The organism is Shewanella hanedai (assembly GCF_007197645.1).
GTDB classification, from domain to species: Bacteria; Pseudomonadota; Gammaproteobacteria; order Enterobacterales; family Shewanellaceae; genus Shewanella; species Shewanella hanedai.
This window is the reverse complement of record NZ_VKGK01000025.1, coordinates 46818-60465: the sequence shown is the minus strand read 5'-3', so window position 1 is coordinate 60465 and position 13648 is coordinate 46818. Positions and strand designations below refer to the sequence as shown.

Here is a 13648-nt window from a genome sequence, read left to right as displayed (position 1 = left end):
AAATGTGATAACTTTTTTATAATTAGATTGTATACAAAAAATTTGTAGGCTCCAAACCCGTTTTTAGTTGTTGAGATCAAGTTAGTGTTAACTTTTAGCAAGAGTTATTAGAGTATTCCTCAGAGTTGCCGTAATCTCTTAGTTTAATCAAAATGAAATTCAGCCATTCTACGTAGGCCAACTAATGAAGTATCAGATCATTCCAGTTACCCCGTTTCAGCAAAATTGTAGTCTTGTTTGGTGTGATAAGACCATGAAAGCGGCTGTGATCGATCCAGGTGGTGATATAGACCGAATCCTAGCGGAAGTGAAAAAATTGGGTGTTTCTCTTGAGAAAATATTTCTAACTCACGGGCATATTGATCATGTTGGTGGCGCTAAGTCACTTTCAGATTTACTGAGTATTCCTATTATTGGCCCCCATAAGGCAGATACTTTCTGGCTTGAAAGTCTTGTCGATCAAAGTCAGCATTTTGGTCTTAAAGCCTGCGTACCCTTTGAATCTCATCAATATTTAGATGAAGGTGATACCGTGACTATTGGTGAGCTGACACTCAAGGTGTTGCATTGCCCTGGTCATACACCCGGTCATGTGGTTTTTTTCTGCGAAAAAGCAAAAACGGCTTGGGTAGGCGATGTACTGTTTCATGGATCCGTAGGACGAACAGACTTTCCTATGTCAAACCACGAAGATTTAATCGCCTCGATTACTAAAAAACTCTGGCCACTGGGTAGGGATGTGGAGTTCATCCCAGGACATGGTCCTATATCTACGTTTGGTTCTGAGCGAGATCAAAATCCATTTGTCGCTGATCAGCTATTTGATTAATAGATAGAACGGGGAAATAATTCCCCGTTTTTGTCGTTAACCCATCCTTCTTTTCATTCCAAAAGACAGCAGTAATAAGCTGATGACCCCCAGTGAACCACCGGAACTGTTATTGTTAGTTGGTGCTGGCGCAGCTGTTACCGTAATGCTTTGCTCTTTATTACTGTTGAGCTTGCCATCGTTAACCGTTAATACCACTTTGTATGTCCCTGCTTTGGCATAGGTATGTGATAGCTGCAGCTTATTAGCACTGTTTCCATCACCAAGATCCCATTGATAATTCAAACTGTCTTCGTCGGCATCACTGCTGGCACTGGCGTCAAGTTGGCATACTAGATGGGTACAGCTGGCGGTGAAGCTAGCCGTAGGAGCTTGATTTGTGCTGAGTGTTAAGGTTTGAGTCTGACTATGAGCTAAACCTTGTGGATCAGTCACTGTCAGTATGACCTGGGCTTTATTGTCAGTCAGTTGACTGTTTGAAAAGTCATAACTTGGGTTGCGCTCACTACTTGATGTGCCCGCCATTTGCCATTGATACGTTAAGCTATCACCTTCAGGGTCTTCACTGCTGCTTGAATCAAACTGACAGACAAACTTATCGCACTGATAACTAAACTTGGCTTCTGGTGCTAGGTTGGTCTTAGACGCAATAATTTTAATAAACTGCGCTGACATTGCCCCCCATTGACCACTGGTATCTTTGGCTTTGAGGTAGAGTGTATGTTGGCCTAAGCTCAAATCACTGGCGTTGATCTGAAGCTCACCCTGTTCTGTTTTCTCATCAAATGTTCCATCTGAGGCAGTTAGCAGCGTTGCCTGACCGCCATCCCAAGGTGCATCATCAATATAGAGTGCAATTTCTGAGATATCTTGAGTGGTTTCAGTGCCACCTCGTCGGCTAAATCTGTCATCGGATGCGGTAACGTTTAGGGTTATGCGGTAGTTTTGGGCAATGGCATCAATTGGTTGGCCTACACTGCTGATGTCGGTGATGTCAGGCCCTGATGGCATGAGGTAGGGAGCTTCGACAATTTTGGCGGCATATTTAAGTGCTTTGAGGTTATCTGGTAATACTTTCTCATTGTAGATAGAACAGCTCTGAAAAAATGCAGTCCCCAACTCGAAAGTCATGTGCGGGATCCCTAACTCACCATAGCTTAAATTGTCACTGGTGCCATCTGTTGGATAGAGCCCGACACTTTGCATCGGCATATAGCCATTGTAGCGGGCCAGTTTCCTGCCGAGTGAGCGCATCGCCACGCCATTGGGGGCTAAGGTATTAGTATCACCCCATGGAAAAAGGACTAGCTCACTGTATGAATGTACGTCGATATGCAGTCCTTGGGTTGTATCCGGCGCAGCATCATTACGGTTGGGTCCTCTGTGATCGCCAAACAAGTTTCTCACATAGGTTTCTACAGCCTGAGTTTCAGGCTCTGATGCTGGTGTTGGTCCACGAAATAGGTCGCTGCATTGATTGCCGCTAGAGCCTCCGTCTACCGTGTTCCATGCCCAACTAAAGTTGCGGTTAAGATCGGCACCGATGGCCTCGGAGTTACTGCCGCAGTAATTTGAGTTGACGTTTTTGCGCCAGGACAATCCAGTTTCGGCTTTTTTACGCCCATCAGGATTCATATGCAGTAGTAGGTGGATCTCATGGCGATCCAAAATCCATTGAGTATCGGCATCTGTGCTGTATTCATTGAGTAGATTTTTAGCAAATTGCAGTACCAGAGGGGAGGTGGCGTATTCTCTTGCATGCATTGCGGCGTGGATAAATAACTTGGGCTTTTCGCCTGTTACTTGGCCATTGGTGAGTTTTAATACATTGAGGTCATAACCGCCGTTGCCAGTCTGTTTCTGCCAAGAATTACCAATATCTTCAATACTGGCAAACTGTGGATATTGAGTTACAAGCTGTTCAATATCGCTTTGAGTTTCCTCAACCGTCGGGTAACAGCTATAGCCCGGGATTCCCGGCATTGATGAACTGCTCAGGCTTGAGGCTCTTTGCGGATAAAGCTTAGCGGGATCTTCAACCTTGGTCATGCTGGTGGTGAAAGGTTGTATTTTATTGAGTGCATCATTTGATAATGGCACCCAGATAGCTCTCTGCTGGGGATCGGTCGTTATTTTCTCATTGTGGAGTGTGATGTTCGCTTTTAGAAAAGTCATCTCATCAGGAAAAATAAGTTTATAGGTTTGTTGGCTGCTGTCTGCTGCAATGGCTTGTGATTGCACTATTGATGTGAATAGCAAACAGGGTAGAAAGAGCATTTTTGTCAATTTAGAGAGAGTAAATGGAGGTGACAATTGAGTTATTTTTTTTGATGTTTTCATTATGATTAACTGCCATGTTGAAAGGGGTTTTAGTTTTCACATTACGCTCTCTCAATTGAGCGAGAGTGGCATATCCTCAAATGAACATTTTCAAGCTTCTTAGAGATATTCAGCCTGCAGGGCGAAATACTTAATGAGTACAAGTTAGCAACATATTTATCTTTTTGTAAGCAGTTTTACACTCTATTTAGTAGGTAAAAGGTATGACACTGTGTGGAAGAAACCTTTTGTAATAGATTGATGCTTGTAATTGAGGTGACGTTTGATAGCTTAGTTTTACGTTGTTTGAAAAATGAGATATACGGACATGTCCCATCATATAGAGGATATCCTCTCCCAATGGCAAGTCGCTCCACATGATGAATGGGTGCTTGCTGTGATAACTAAAGTACAAGGCTCTTCATACCGAAAAACCGGTGCAATGATGTTATTCCATCCTTTGGGTCGCTCGGTTGGCCTGTTAAGTGGTGGATGTTTAGAAGCGGATCTTCGTCGGCATGCACAGATGGCGATAGAGAAACAGCAAGCCATATTAGTGCAGTACGATGCCAGTGACGAAACTGATGCCAGTTATCAGCTAGGCTGTGGAGGGATTGTCGATATTATGTTGGTCCCCCTTAAGCGTGAAAATCATTACCTTCATTTTCATCAATTGACTGAGCAGTTATATCATGGCGGTCAGTTTTTCTATCAAATTGCACTGCCTCGCAGAGACACTGATCTTGCGAATATCAAGGCTAGTATTCACCCCTATGATGAAGCCCCATTCCCTGTGGATGATTTTAAGCGCGCAGGCATCTTTCAGTCTGCGCAAGATGAATTGGTTATTCCGCTGCGATCTCGATACCGACTTGCGATTTTCGGTGGTGGTCTAGATGCACAGCCATTGGTTGCTATGGCTTTGAATTTAGGCTGGCAGGTCGACTTAATTGATGAACGAGCCAGTTACGCGAGGAACCATGATTTTCCCGGTGCCAGAGTTTATAAACAACCCGTTGACAGTTTACCTGAGGGGTTTGAACGTAATTTGGATGCCATTATCATCATGCAGCACAACCTTACACTCGATGCTAAGGCGCTGCGGGTGGCGCAAGAGATAGATAAAGCTGGTTATTTGAGGTACCTAGGATTGTTAGGCCCACCTCATCGCAGGGAGCGGGTACTGGAGAAAAGTGAGTTGAAGGTTAATGACTTTAACTGCTTTTTCTCGGCGCCAGCGGGTTTTGCTTTAGGGGGGGAGCTGCCTGAGTCCGTTGCCTTGAGTATTTTAGCCCAGTGTCATGGCGTGTTGCATGGCGCGAGACAGACTCCTTTAGATCAGGTTATGATTTGAACACCTTAATCGCCTTACTGGCAGCAGGTCAGAGTCGGCGCTTTAATGGCGTTAAACTGGCTCAGGCTATCGATGATCATGGGACTAGTTTATTGGCAGACAGTTTTCGAAAACTGAAGTTAGTGGCCGATACAAGGGGTGCTGAACTGGTTGTGATCCTTGGTGGACATCAAGCTCTGCTTTCCTCTTTATTGCCAGATGATGCTAAATACATTATCAATCATGAGTTTGATTCTGGCTTGTCCTCCTCCATTGCTCAGGCTGTCGATTATGCCGAGAAAGCCGATCGTGACTCTCTGTTTATCGCCCTGGCTGATCAAGTGGCTATTACGGCTGAAGAGTATCTGAATTTACTTGATGTAAAAGGCGAGCCCTCTCGTGTTTGTGCCACTTTTGAAAAACAGCTTTCTGTGCCAGCCATATTTTGTCGTGATGATTTTGACAAGTTAACTAGCCTGACCGGTGACAGTGGTGCTAAGTCGATATTAGCGGCGCTTAACCTAGAGGGGAAATTGCACACTGTTGAGATGAGCAGTGCTGCGTTGGATATTGATACTCGCAGTGAACTGGAACAATGGCTTGTGACTCAAGCTGAAACATAAAAATAGTGCCGCGGTTGATCAACAATAATAATAACGAGGCTTTGCCCATTTAGCCTTACATGGAGTGAATGATGCCAGATAATGAACTTAAACTGACGATTAACGGTAAACAATTTCAGCTTGATGCCGATCCTAATATGCCCATCTTGTGGGCTGTACGCGACATGCTAGGGTTAACCGGAACCAAGTATGGCTGTGGTGCTGGGTTATGTGGAGCGTGTACGATTCATATTGATGGCAAACCCGCTAGAGCTTGTTTAACCAGTTTAAAGCAAGTTCAAGGTAAGCAAGTGACGACCATTGAAGGGTTAAAAGCCGATGAATTAATTAACGCTTGGTCTGAGCATAAAGTGCCACAGTGTGGCTATTGTCAGTCGGGACAACTGATGTCTGCTGCCGCGTTATTGAGTCAGAATCGTCAACCTAATGAGTCTGATATCGATGCCGCTATGTCCGGTAATATCTGTCGTTGTGGTACCTATACCCGTATAAAAGCCGCTATTTTGTCAGTATCTGCACAGGAGGAGAGGTCATGAATCCTTCCTTTACAGCAGTGCAAAATTTTAGTCGTCGAGATGTGCTTAAACTGTTCGGTGCAACGGGTGGTGGTTTGGCGCTAGGGGCAACTGGACTGAGCTGGAGCCCAATGGCAATGGCGCAAGGCGAAGATGCTCGGCTTAATCTTTTTATCGCCATAGGCGAAGATGACAAGGTGTACCTGACTTGCCATCGCTCTGAAATGGGGCAGGGGATCCGTACGGGGATCCCTCAGGTGCTAGCCGATGAACTGGGTGCTGACTGGAACAAGGTGGTTGTGGTGCAGGGGCTCGCCGATAAACGTTATGGCAGCCAAAATACGGACGGCTCCCGCAGCATTCGTAAGGGATTTGATAAGATGCGAGAGATGGGCGCGATGGCCCGAACCATGCTCGAACAAGCCGCAGCCGATAAATGGCAGGTGCCACTGTCAGAAGTGAGCACTGCCAATAATCTGGTGATCCACACTCAATCAGGCGAGATGATGAGTTTTGGCGAGTTAGCCCGTGCGGCCTCTCAGGTGCCATTACCGAAAGTCGACACCCTTATTTTAAAGTCACCTAATGATTTTACCCATATCGGCAAATCTCATAAAATTGTGGATATGCAGGCGATATTAACAGGGGAGGCTAAATACGGTTACGACATCACATTAGAGGGGATGCGTTACGCCAGTATTATCCGCCCGCCTGTGTGGGGCAGTGAAGTTAAGGTGTTAGACGACAGTAAAGCAAGAAAGGTAGCTGGGGTGATTGATGTGATCCGCCTTCCTGCGGCTAAAGGGGCACCGGGTTTTCAACCTTTGGGCGGTGTGGCCGTCATTGCCACGAACTCATGGAGTGCACTTGAGGGACGTAAAGCCTTAAATATCACTTGGACTGACTCAATAAATGACACTCATAACTCAGAGGTATTTCTTAAGCAGTTAGTTGAAAAAGTGCAATCTCCAGGCAAAATAGTAAGGCAGCAGGGAGAGGAGAATAGTGATTGGCCAAAGGAAAAAACCATTAAGGCGATTTATACCATTCCCTATCTCGCCCACGCACCAATGGAGCCGCCAGTGACGACAGCAAGTGTTACCGATGCGGGTTGTGAGCTTTGGGCATCAACCCAGACACCGCAAAGTGCAGCGCAGAATGTTGCAGGGTATCTGGGGTTAAAAGAGGAGCAGGTAAAAGTGAATGTGACTTTGCTCGGTGGCGGTTTTGGGCGTAAATCTAAGCCTGATTACTGCGCTGAAGCAGCGCTATTGTCACAACAGATTAAGGCGCCGGTAAAAGTGTGCTGGAGTCGCGAAGATGATATTCAAAACGGCTACTTACATGCGATTAGCGCTCAGTTGTATCAGGCCAAATTGGGCGATGACAAGATGCCACAAGCGATGCTGCAACGAACTGGCTTCCCGAGTATCGGTTCTACATTTGCTGAAGGCGCCGACTATCCAGCGGGTTGGGAAGTCGATTTAGGCTTTGTTGATGTGCCGTTGGCGGTGAAGAGTTTGCGTTGTGAAACTGTAGAGGCTAAAGCGCATACTCGTATCGGTTGGATGCGTTCGGTGTGTAACATTCAGCATGGATTTGGTATTGGCAGTTTCGTCGATGAGCTTGCGGTAAAAGCGGATAAACCCACCACGCAAATGTGGCGTGAGTTATTGGGAGAGTCGCGACAAGAGATGTTTGTTGATCAAGGCTTTAAATATGGTAACTATGGTGAAGAGTTAACCCGTCACCCCGTCGATATTGAACGCTATCACGGTGTTATTGACGCCGTTGAACTTGGGATGAAAAAAGGGACCCAGCCTAAAGAGAACCAAGCCTGGGGATTTGCTGTCCACCGAAGTTTTGCTGCGTTTGTTGCCGTAGCCTTGCTGGTGGAGGTAGATAAGGATAAAAAGCTCACGGTGCTGCGCGCGGTTGCGGCCATCGATGCGGGGACGGTGGTGAATCCTGACAGGGTAAAATCTCAAACCGAGGGGGCGATTATGTTTGGTTTGAGTTTAGCCATGATGGGAGAGATAAGCTTTAAAGAGGGCAAAGTTCAGCAATCAAATTTTCATGATTATCCGATGTTGAGAATGACTCAATGCCCAGACATCGACGTGACGGTTATTGCATCAGATGCACCACCAGGTGGTGTTGGCGAGCCGGGTGTTCCCCCCGTTGCGCCAAGTCTGACTAATGCCATCTTTGCCGCTTCAGGGATCCGAATACGAGACCTTCCAGTGACGAAAAAGCTAACTGTGTAAGTTATCACTCCCCCCGATTTAAATACCACAAGAGAAAGAGATTATTGCGATTTTATTTACCATTTAATATGGTAGATAAATCGCTGATCTTCGTCTTACAAACGGTCAGATAACGGATAAATTGTATGGGTAGTCGATACCGGTGGAATCGAGTGAATCGAATTTTTTTTAGTGGATTAATCAGGTTTGTTAATTTTAGTTAAACAGCCTTTTGTTGGTTTGTTTACTACAAAAAGTCATTCCATAGTGTAAATAGAGTAATAAAACACCAGTTAGCCCCCACTTTACGGCATAAAACCTATTTTTGTTATGTGAAATGGAGTAATTTGTCTTTCAAAATTATTCCAATGTAATGAGGGGTCATACATGGAACATCGTTGGCAAGTCGCCATATCGGCTGGTCTAGTTGCGGCTGTTTGGGCGGGTATTGCAGATATCTTTCATCTGGTCACTTGGATTGGGTTTCTTAGCTGTAGCACCTATTTCGCATTGGGGAAATTGAATTTCCAAGGGGTGGTCATCTCTTGGTTCACTAACTTGTCCGGTGTCTTTTGGGCTTGGCTTGTCATTAGTGGCAGCAGCTTCTTTGAAACTCCGATGGTAGGTTATCTGTTAACGGGAATCGTCACTTCGGCCATGTGTCTACAGGCCAAATATAGCAAGCTTGCTTTTATTCCTGGCGCCTTTATTGGTTGTTGTACGACATTTGCAATGGGAGGGGATATCGCCAATATTCTGCCTGCTTTAATCATAGGTTCACTTTTAGGCTATAGCATGTCGGAGCTTTCCGGTGTACTGGTTTCACTGACGTTGAAATGGAAAGCTCGAGCTTAAAGTGATATGTCTTCAAAAGCTCATCCAAAATAACGTGAACTCATGATTTTGCTCAAAGTTAATTAAATTTTTGATCTTATACTCGATAATAAAAATAATGTGACGTAGCAAAATATTTTTTGTTATAAAACAAATAGGTTGTAGGAATTATGAAACAAATCCAGTTTAGAAAAATAGATGCATTAATGATTAAGTTAAGCCTCAATGGTAAATTTTGGTTGTTATGCATTTTAGTGTCACTCATTACTGCCAGTATCGCTTTGGTTAATCTCAACCAAGTAAAAGAGAGGGTAGCGGTCAGCTCTCAGGAGAGAGCACTGTCAATGGTGGATACCTTTGCCAACGTTGCCAATGCTCAAAGGGTTACGGGCGATCTGCTGGCTCGTTTTGCTTCAGAGCAGGGACTTCAGTTAAATAGCAATCATGTTGATCGTCGTCGTGGGGACTCTGTGACTGTTTCCTCTCAAGTTGGTCGTCAATACCTCCAATTGCACGTTAATGTGAAAAAGTGGGAAGCACAGGCTCTGAGTGATGCCAATATGATGCTCTGGGTTGCTTTAATCGGTTTACTGCCGCTGTTTCAACTTAGTTACTGGACGTCGACCTCCCTTGGTGGTGGTTTGTGGGATATGTATGTCGCCATCAAACGTTTAGCGGATGGAGATTTAACTCAGAGACTTAACTTTTTCGGCAAAGATGATTTCAGTATGATCGCCACCGAAATTGATCGCTGTGCTGATAATATGAGTGAGATGGTGAAAGCGATTGGTCAAAATGCGGCAACGCTTGCTCAGGCTGCAGATGAATTTGATCAACAAGCAAAACAGAGTGAAGACTTGATTGGCTGCCAGCACCAGTTTTTAGATAGTGTGGCTGTGGCGATGGATCAGATGACTGCTGCAATCGAAGAGGTCTCTTACAATGCGGCGAACACCTCAACGCAAACCCAAGAAAATACTAATCAAGCGGAGTCGAGCAAGATACGTATTGCTGAAGCGGTAACGCGGATCTCAAATTTGGTTAATGAGATTGATACCGCATCGAGTTCAGTGTCGCAACTATCCAGCAGTGCATCGGAAATTGGCGCTGTGGTAACAACCATTAACGGCATTTCAGAGCAGACAAACTTACTCGCGTTGAATGCGGCTATTGAGGCTGCCCGAGCAGGAGAGCAAGGGAGAGGCTTCGCAGTTGTTGCTGACGAAGTGAGAACATTAGCGGGGAGAACTCAGGCAGCAACGGTTGAGATCCAGATGATGATTGAAGGATTACAAAAGGGCAGTTCAACGCTATCTAAGGTGACAGAAAGTATTGTTGAACAGGCGGGTGAAGGGCGAAATGCCATCATTTCTGTGGGCGAAGATGTCGATACCATGGCGAGTTCGACAGCGGGTGTATTCGACATGAGCGCTCAAATTGCGGCTTCAGCTGAAGAGCAGAGTGTCTCGGCCCGTGATATTGCAACTCAGCTCAATGATATTCGAGATCAGTCGCAAATCATTAAAGAGACAGCCCAGCGTTCAGTCTCTTTGGCTGCAGACCTTAGTCAGTCATCTGTCGAGTTAGATCAGATTTTGAGCCAATATAAACTCAGTTAATTCCAGCCTACAATAAAGATAAAGCAAAACCTCGGTTTTGCTTTTTTTTGCCTATCCTTAAGTAGACCAATATAGAACTGCTATTTTTTAAATAGGTATTTCTTTGTCTCATATGAAATATTTTTCTTTAAATTCAGTTCCTATTACTGGCAGTGATGAAAGTCACAGCTAATCTAGGTTGCCATATTTCTTTTATGACTGAAAATGAGGTCAACGTGAACTACAGACGGACAATGGCGTTATGTGCAGGATTGTTAATCGGCTCATTGGGGGTTATCTCTGAAGTGAGTGCAGATAAATTCAGATTGGTTAACCCATCGGGAGAACCAATGCCAGATCTTGTTGTGTACCTGCAAGCTAACAAGGCGGCGCAGAGTGCCTTTATCGATAAAATAAGCCTTCCAGTAGAGATACATCAACAAGATAAACAGTTCACCCCCTATATCACGGTCATGCAGAAGGGCCACGAGTTACAATTTGTTAATGACGACGACATTACACATCATATCTATTCAGCCGCAGGCCCAAAACGTTTCTCTTTTAAGCTCAAAAAAGACAGTGGAACGGATTCTATCGTTTTTGACCAAGTGGGACATATCTCCATGGGGTGTAATGTCCATGATTGGATGAGTGGACACTTGCTGGTGGTTGATACTCCCTATTTTGCAATAACAGATGAGAGAGGCGAAGCTGAGTTTGATGCCATCCCCGATGCTGATTACACCTTAACGACTTGGCATCCCCAGTTATCAGTCGATAATCATCGAGTGTCACAGCAAATCAGTACGCCTCTGTCCCAAACGTTAATCATCACCGTCACTGCACCTATGGCTGATATACCCGAACAAAAGAGTTTGGATGACTTTGAGTTTTTGGAAGGCTATTGATGTTCGGTTTCTGCAATCGAATACAGACCCGCATTTTTGCCTTTTTCGTTATCTTATTGATAGCGGTTCAGGCGATCTCATTTTCAATTACCTTCTTTGCCAATAAACGACTTGAACAGCAGCAACTAAGCAATCAGTTATCCGTGGCTGAACTGGTGTTTAAGTCTGATTATGGCAAGCGTAACTATTACTTGTCGGCGTTTGCCGAAACGGCTGCCAAAGACTTTGGTCTTAAAGATATCTTTATTGATAACGACAGTCGTAGCTTTTTGGTGGCGCTTAATAATCACAGAAAACGCATCAATGCCGATCTGGCTATCGCCGTGGATAAACATGGCATTATTATCGGTGAGCTGATGCTTAAAACCAGTGAGCTGGAGCTCGGCAAGGTGAGCGTCGGGCCAGAGCAAGGTGAGCAGTTTCGTTACCCGTTAGAAACGGGACTGCTGAATATTAATCCGCTTTACTCACTCGAAGACAACATCTATCAAATCAAGTTTGCACCTTTAACCAGCGGCGCCAACAATGTGATTGGTTGGGTAGGGTTTGGTTTTATTATTGGCGATGAACTTGCGAAAACACTGCTATTACATACGGGATTAAATGCTGGGTTTGTGGTGACAGAGGCCGGGCAAGATAATCAATTTATTAGCTTATCTGGTGAGCATTTAAACGCAGCTGATAACCAAGCCGTTTCTGGCTTTATCACTCATGGTCTGGCTAATGAAGATTACGTACTCTGGCATGAACTGCTAGGTAAAGTGGACCAAAAGCAGGTGCATGCTTTTATGTACCAGACTCGATATGACGTGCTTGAGTCGTTCCAAAAACAGTGGCTGCAGCAGTTAGGGTTAATTCTGCTGATGCTCCCCATTTCTCTGTTGTTGGCATTTTTTATCTCAAGTGGTGTGACAAAACCGATCATGTTGCTGATCGAGCAGGCAAGGTACATTGCGAAGGGGAATTATCACTCTAAAGTTCAGGTCGGAAACAGTGTCGAGATGCAACTGTTGGCCGAAGAGTTCACTGCGATGCAACAGGCCATTTTGAGTCGTGAAAGTGAAATCGTGTTTCAGGTCTATCATGATCCTCTGACTAAGTTAGCCAACAAAAACGAGCTTAAGCGTGTGACCTCTCTTTGGTTTGAGGATAAGTCTGCAGTGGCGGTCTGTTTAATCGATATTAAACGCATGACAGAGGTGAATGGTACCTTGGGTCATGTGGTTGGCGATGAGGTGATTAAAGAGATTGGTAAGCGATTGTCATCTTTCGATAATGTCGATCTCGTTTGTCACATTACTGGCGATGAATTTGCCTTGGCTTTTAAAAATACCTCGCCGAAAAAGCTTAGAGTTTTGATGGCCGATCTGCAAAAAAGCATTGAAGCAGAATACCGCTATCAAGATATCTCCCTGCACTTACAACTTTCCATTGGGATCAGTTTTGTTCATTACCCTAGTGATTTAGAAACTTTATTACGCCAAGCAGATACAGCATTACAGTATGCCAAGAAAAATAAACTGGAACAGCAGATCTACAATCAGCAGATTGATGGTAATACGTTAGATCGCTTGCAACTGATTAACGAACTTAAGTCCGCTATAGACAATGAGGAACTGGTGCTCTTTTACCAACCTAAGCTTGATCTTAAACTAAAGAAAGTGACCCATGTTGAAGCGTTAGTTCGCTGGCGACATCCAGACAGAGGCATGATCCCGCCAGATGATTTTATCCCCATTGCTGAACAGATGGGACAGATGAACGCGTTAACTCGTTGGGTGATGAACGAGTCGATTGATCAATATTTGAAATGGAAATCTCAGGGCATAGAGTTGTGTATCGCTATCAACATCTCTGCAGAGAACTTGAAGGATGTTCATTTTTGTCGGTATGTGTTGGATCTTATTACAGAGAAAGGTGTGCCTATTGAGGTTCTCACTTTAGAGATAACTGAAGATGCCGTGGTATCTGATCCTGAAAATGCAATTAAACAGCTTAAGGTGTTGAAAAATAGTGGCCTTAAGTTATCAATTGATGATTATGGTACGGGTTATTCCTCTTTAGCTCAGTTGAAGCAGCTGCCGGTATCTGAGCTGAAGATTGATAAATCATTTGTGCAAAATCTGATGGTGAGCGCGGATGATCAGATCATTGTGAGCTCCACTTTACAGCTGGCACATAATCTTGGCCTCAGTGTTGTAGCTGAAGGGATAGAAGATGAAGGTGCGTTAAACTGGTTAATTGAACGGGGATGTGAAATGGGGCAGGGGTATTATTTATCCAGACCTTTAGATGCAGAAAAAATTGCCGACTGGTTGGCAAACTCACCTTACTAGTTTATTTGGGGACTTGGTTGAGTCCCTAGGAGTTGAAGGTTTAGGTGAAATCAGACTGTAAAAGTCAGTGATAAGAGCAAAAATATGCTCGATTAAAAGGGGCCAGA

Annotated in this window: 10 protein-coding genes; 9 read left to right on the top strand and 1 reads right to left on the bottom strand. The window is 44.6% G+C overall.

Features of this window, described 5'->3' with window-relative positions; all coding sequences use genetic code 11:
- The first annotated feature begins 184 nt into the window (after window positions 1–184).
- On the top strand, window positions 185–829 hold the full coding sequence (locus tag FN961_RS18350) for an MBL fold metallo-hydrolase (protein ID WP_144041628.1): 645 nt from the start codon (window positions 185–187) through the stop codon (window positions 827–829).
- Window positions 830–865: 36 nt separating this feature from the next.
- Here the strand turns inward: FN961_RS18350 and FN961_RS18345 are convergent, their stop codons facing one another.
- The gene (locus tag FN961_RS18345; RefSeq protein WP_144041627.1) at window positions 866–3169 is read right to left on the bottom strand and encodes a M14 family zinc carboxypeptidase; all 2304 of its coding nucleotides are present in this window, start codon (window positions 3167–3169) and stop codon (window positions 866–868) included.
- Window positions 3170–3476: 307 nt separating this feature from the next.
- Between FN961_RS18345 and FN961_RS18340 the strand changes: the two genes are divergently transcribed.
- The 8 genes from FN961_RS18340 (at window position 3477) to FN961_RS18305 (ending at window position 13541) form a co-directional block, all read left to right on the top strand.
- Entirely contained in the window at window positions 3477–4502 is a 1026-nt protein-coding gene (locus FN961_RS18340; RefSeq protein ID WP_144041626.1) for an XdhC family protein, read from the top strand.
- Window positions 4499–5104, top strand: a complete 606-nt coding sequence (locus tag FN961_RS18335) for a nucleotidyltransferase family protein (RefSeq protein ID WP_185972829.1) — start codon at window positions 4499–4501, stop codon at window positions 5102–5104. Before FN961_RS18340 ends, FN961_RS18335 begins: the two co-directional genes overlap by 4 nt.
- Before the next feature lie 71 nt (window positions 5105–5175).
- Complete coding sequence (locus FN961_RS18330; protein ID WP_144041653.1) at window positions 5176–5640, top strand: (2Fe-2S)-binding protein; 465 nt, start codon at window positions 5176–5178, stop codon at window positions 5638–5640.
- Window positions 5637–7886, top strand: coding sequence for a xanthine dehydrogenase family protein molybdopterin-binding subunit (locus FN961_RS18325; protein WP_144041624.1), 2250 nt, complete (start codon window positions 5637–5639; stop codon window positions 7884–7886). The genes FN961_RS18330 and FN961_RS18325 overlap by 4 nt, the downstream gene beginning before the upstream one ends.
- Before the next feature lie 366 nt (window positions 7887–8252).
- Window positions 8253–8720 carry a DUF1097 domain-containing protein gene (locus FN961_RS18320; protein ID WP_144041623.1) on the top strand — a complete coding sequence of 156 codons (468 nt, stop codon included), beginning with the start codon at window positions 8253–8255 and terminating at the stop codon, window positions 8718–8720.
- Window positions 8721–8869: 149 nt separating this feature from the next.
- Window positions 8870–10318: a methyl-accepting chemotaxis protein gene (locus FN961_RS18315; protein ID WP_144041622.1), complete on the top strand. Its 1449-nt coding sequence runs from the start codon at window positions 8870–8872 to the stop codon at window positions 10316–10318.
- A gap of 215 nt (window positions 10319–10533) precedes the next feature.
- Window positions 10534–11205 carry a cupredoxin domain-containing protein gene (locus FN961_RS18310; protein ID WP_144041652.1) on the top strand — a complete coding sequence of 224 codons (672 nt, stop codon included), beginning with the start codon at window positions 10534–10536 and terminating at the stop codon, window positions 11203–11205.
- A complete protein-coding gene (locus tag FN961_RS18305; RefSeq protein ID WP_144041621.1) occupies window positions 11205–13541 on the top strand; it encodes a GGDEF domain-containing protein in 2337 nt (778 codons plus the stop codon). The genes FN961_RS18310 and FN961_RS18305 overlap by 1 nt, the downstream gene beginning before the upstream one ends.
- The last annotated feature ends 107 nt before the right edge of the window (window positions 13542–13648 follow it).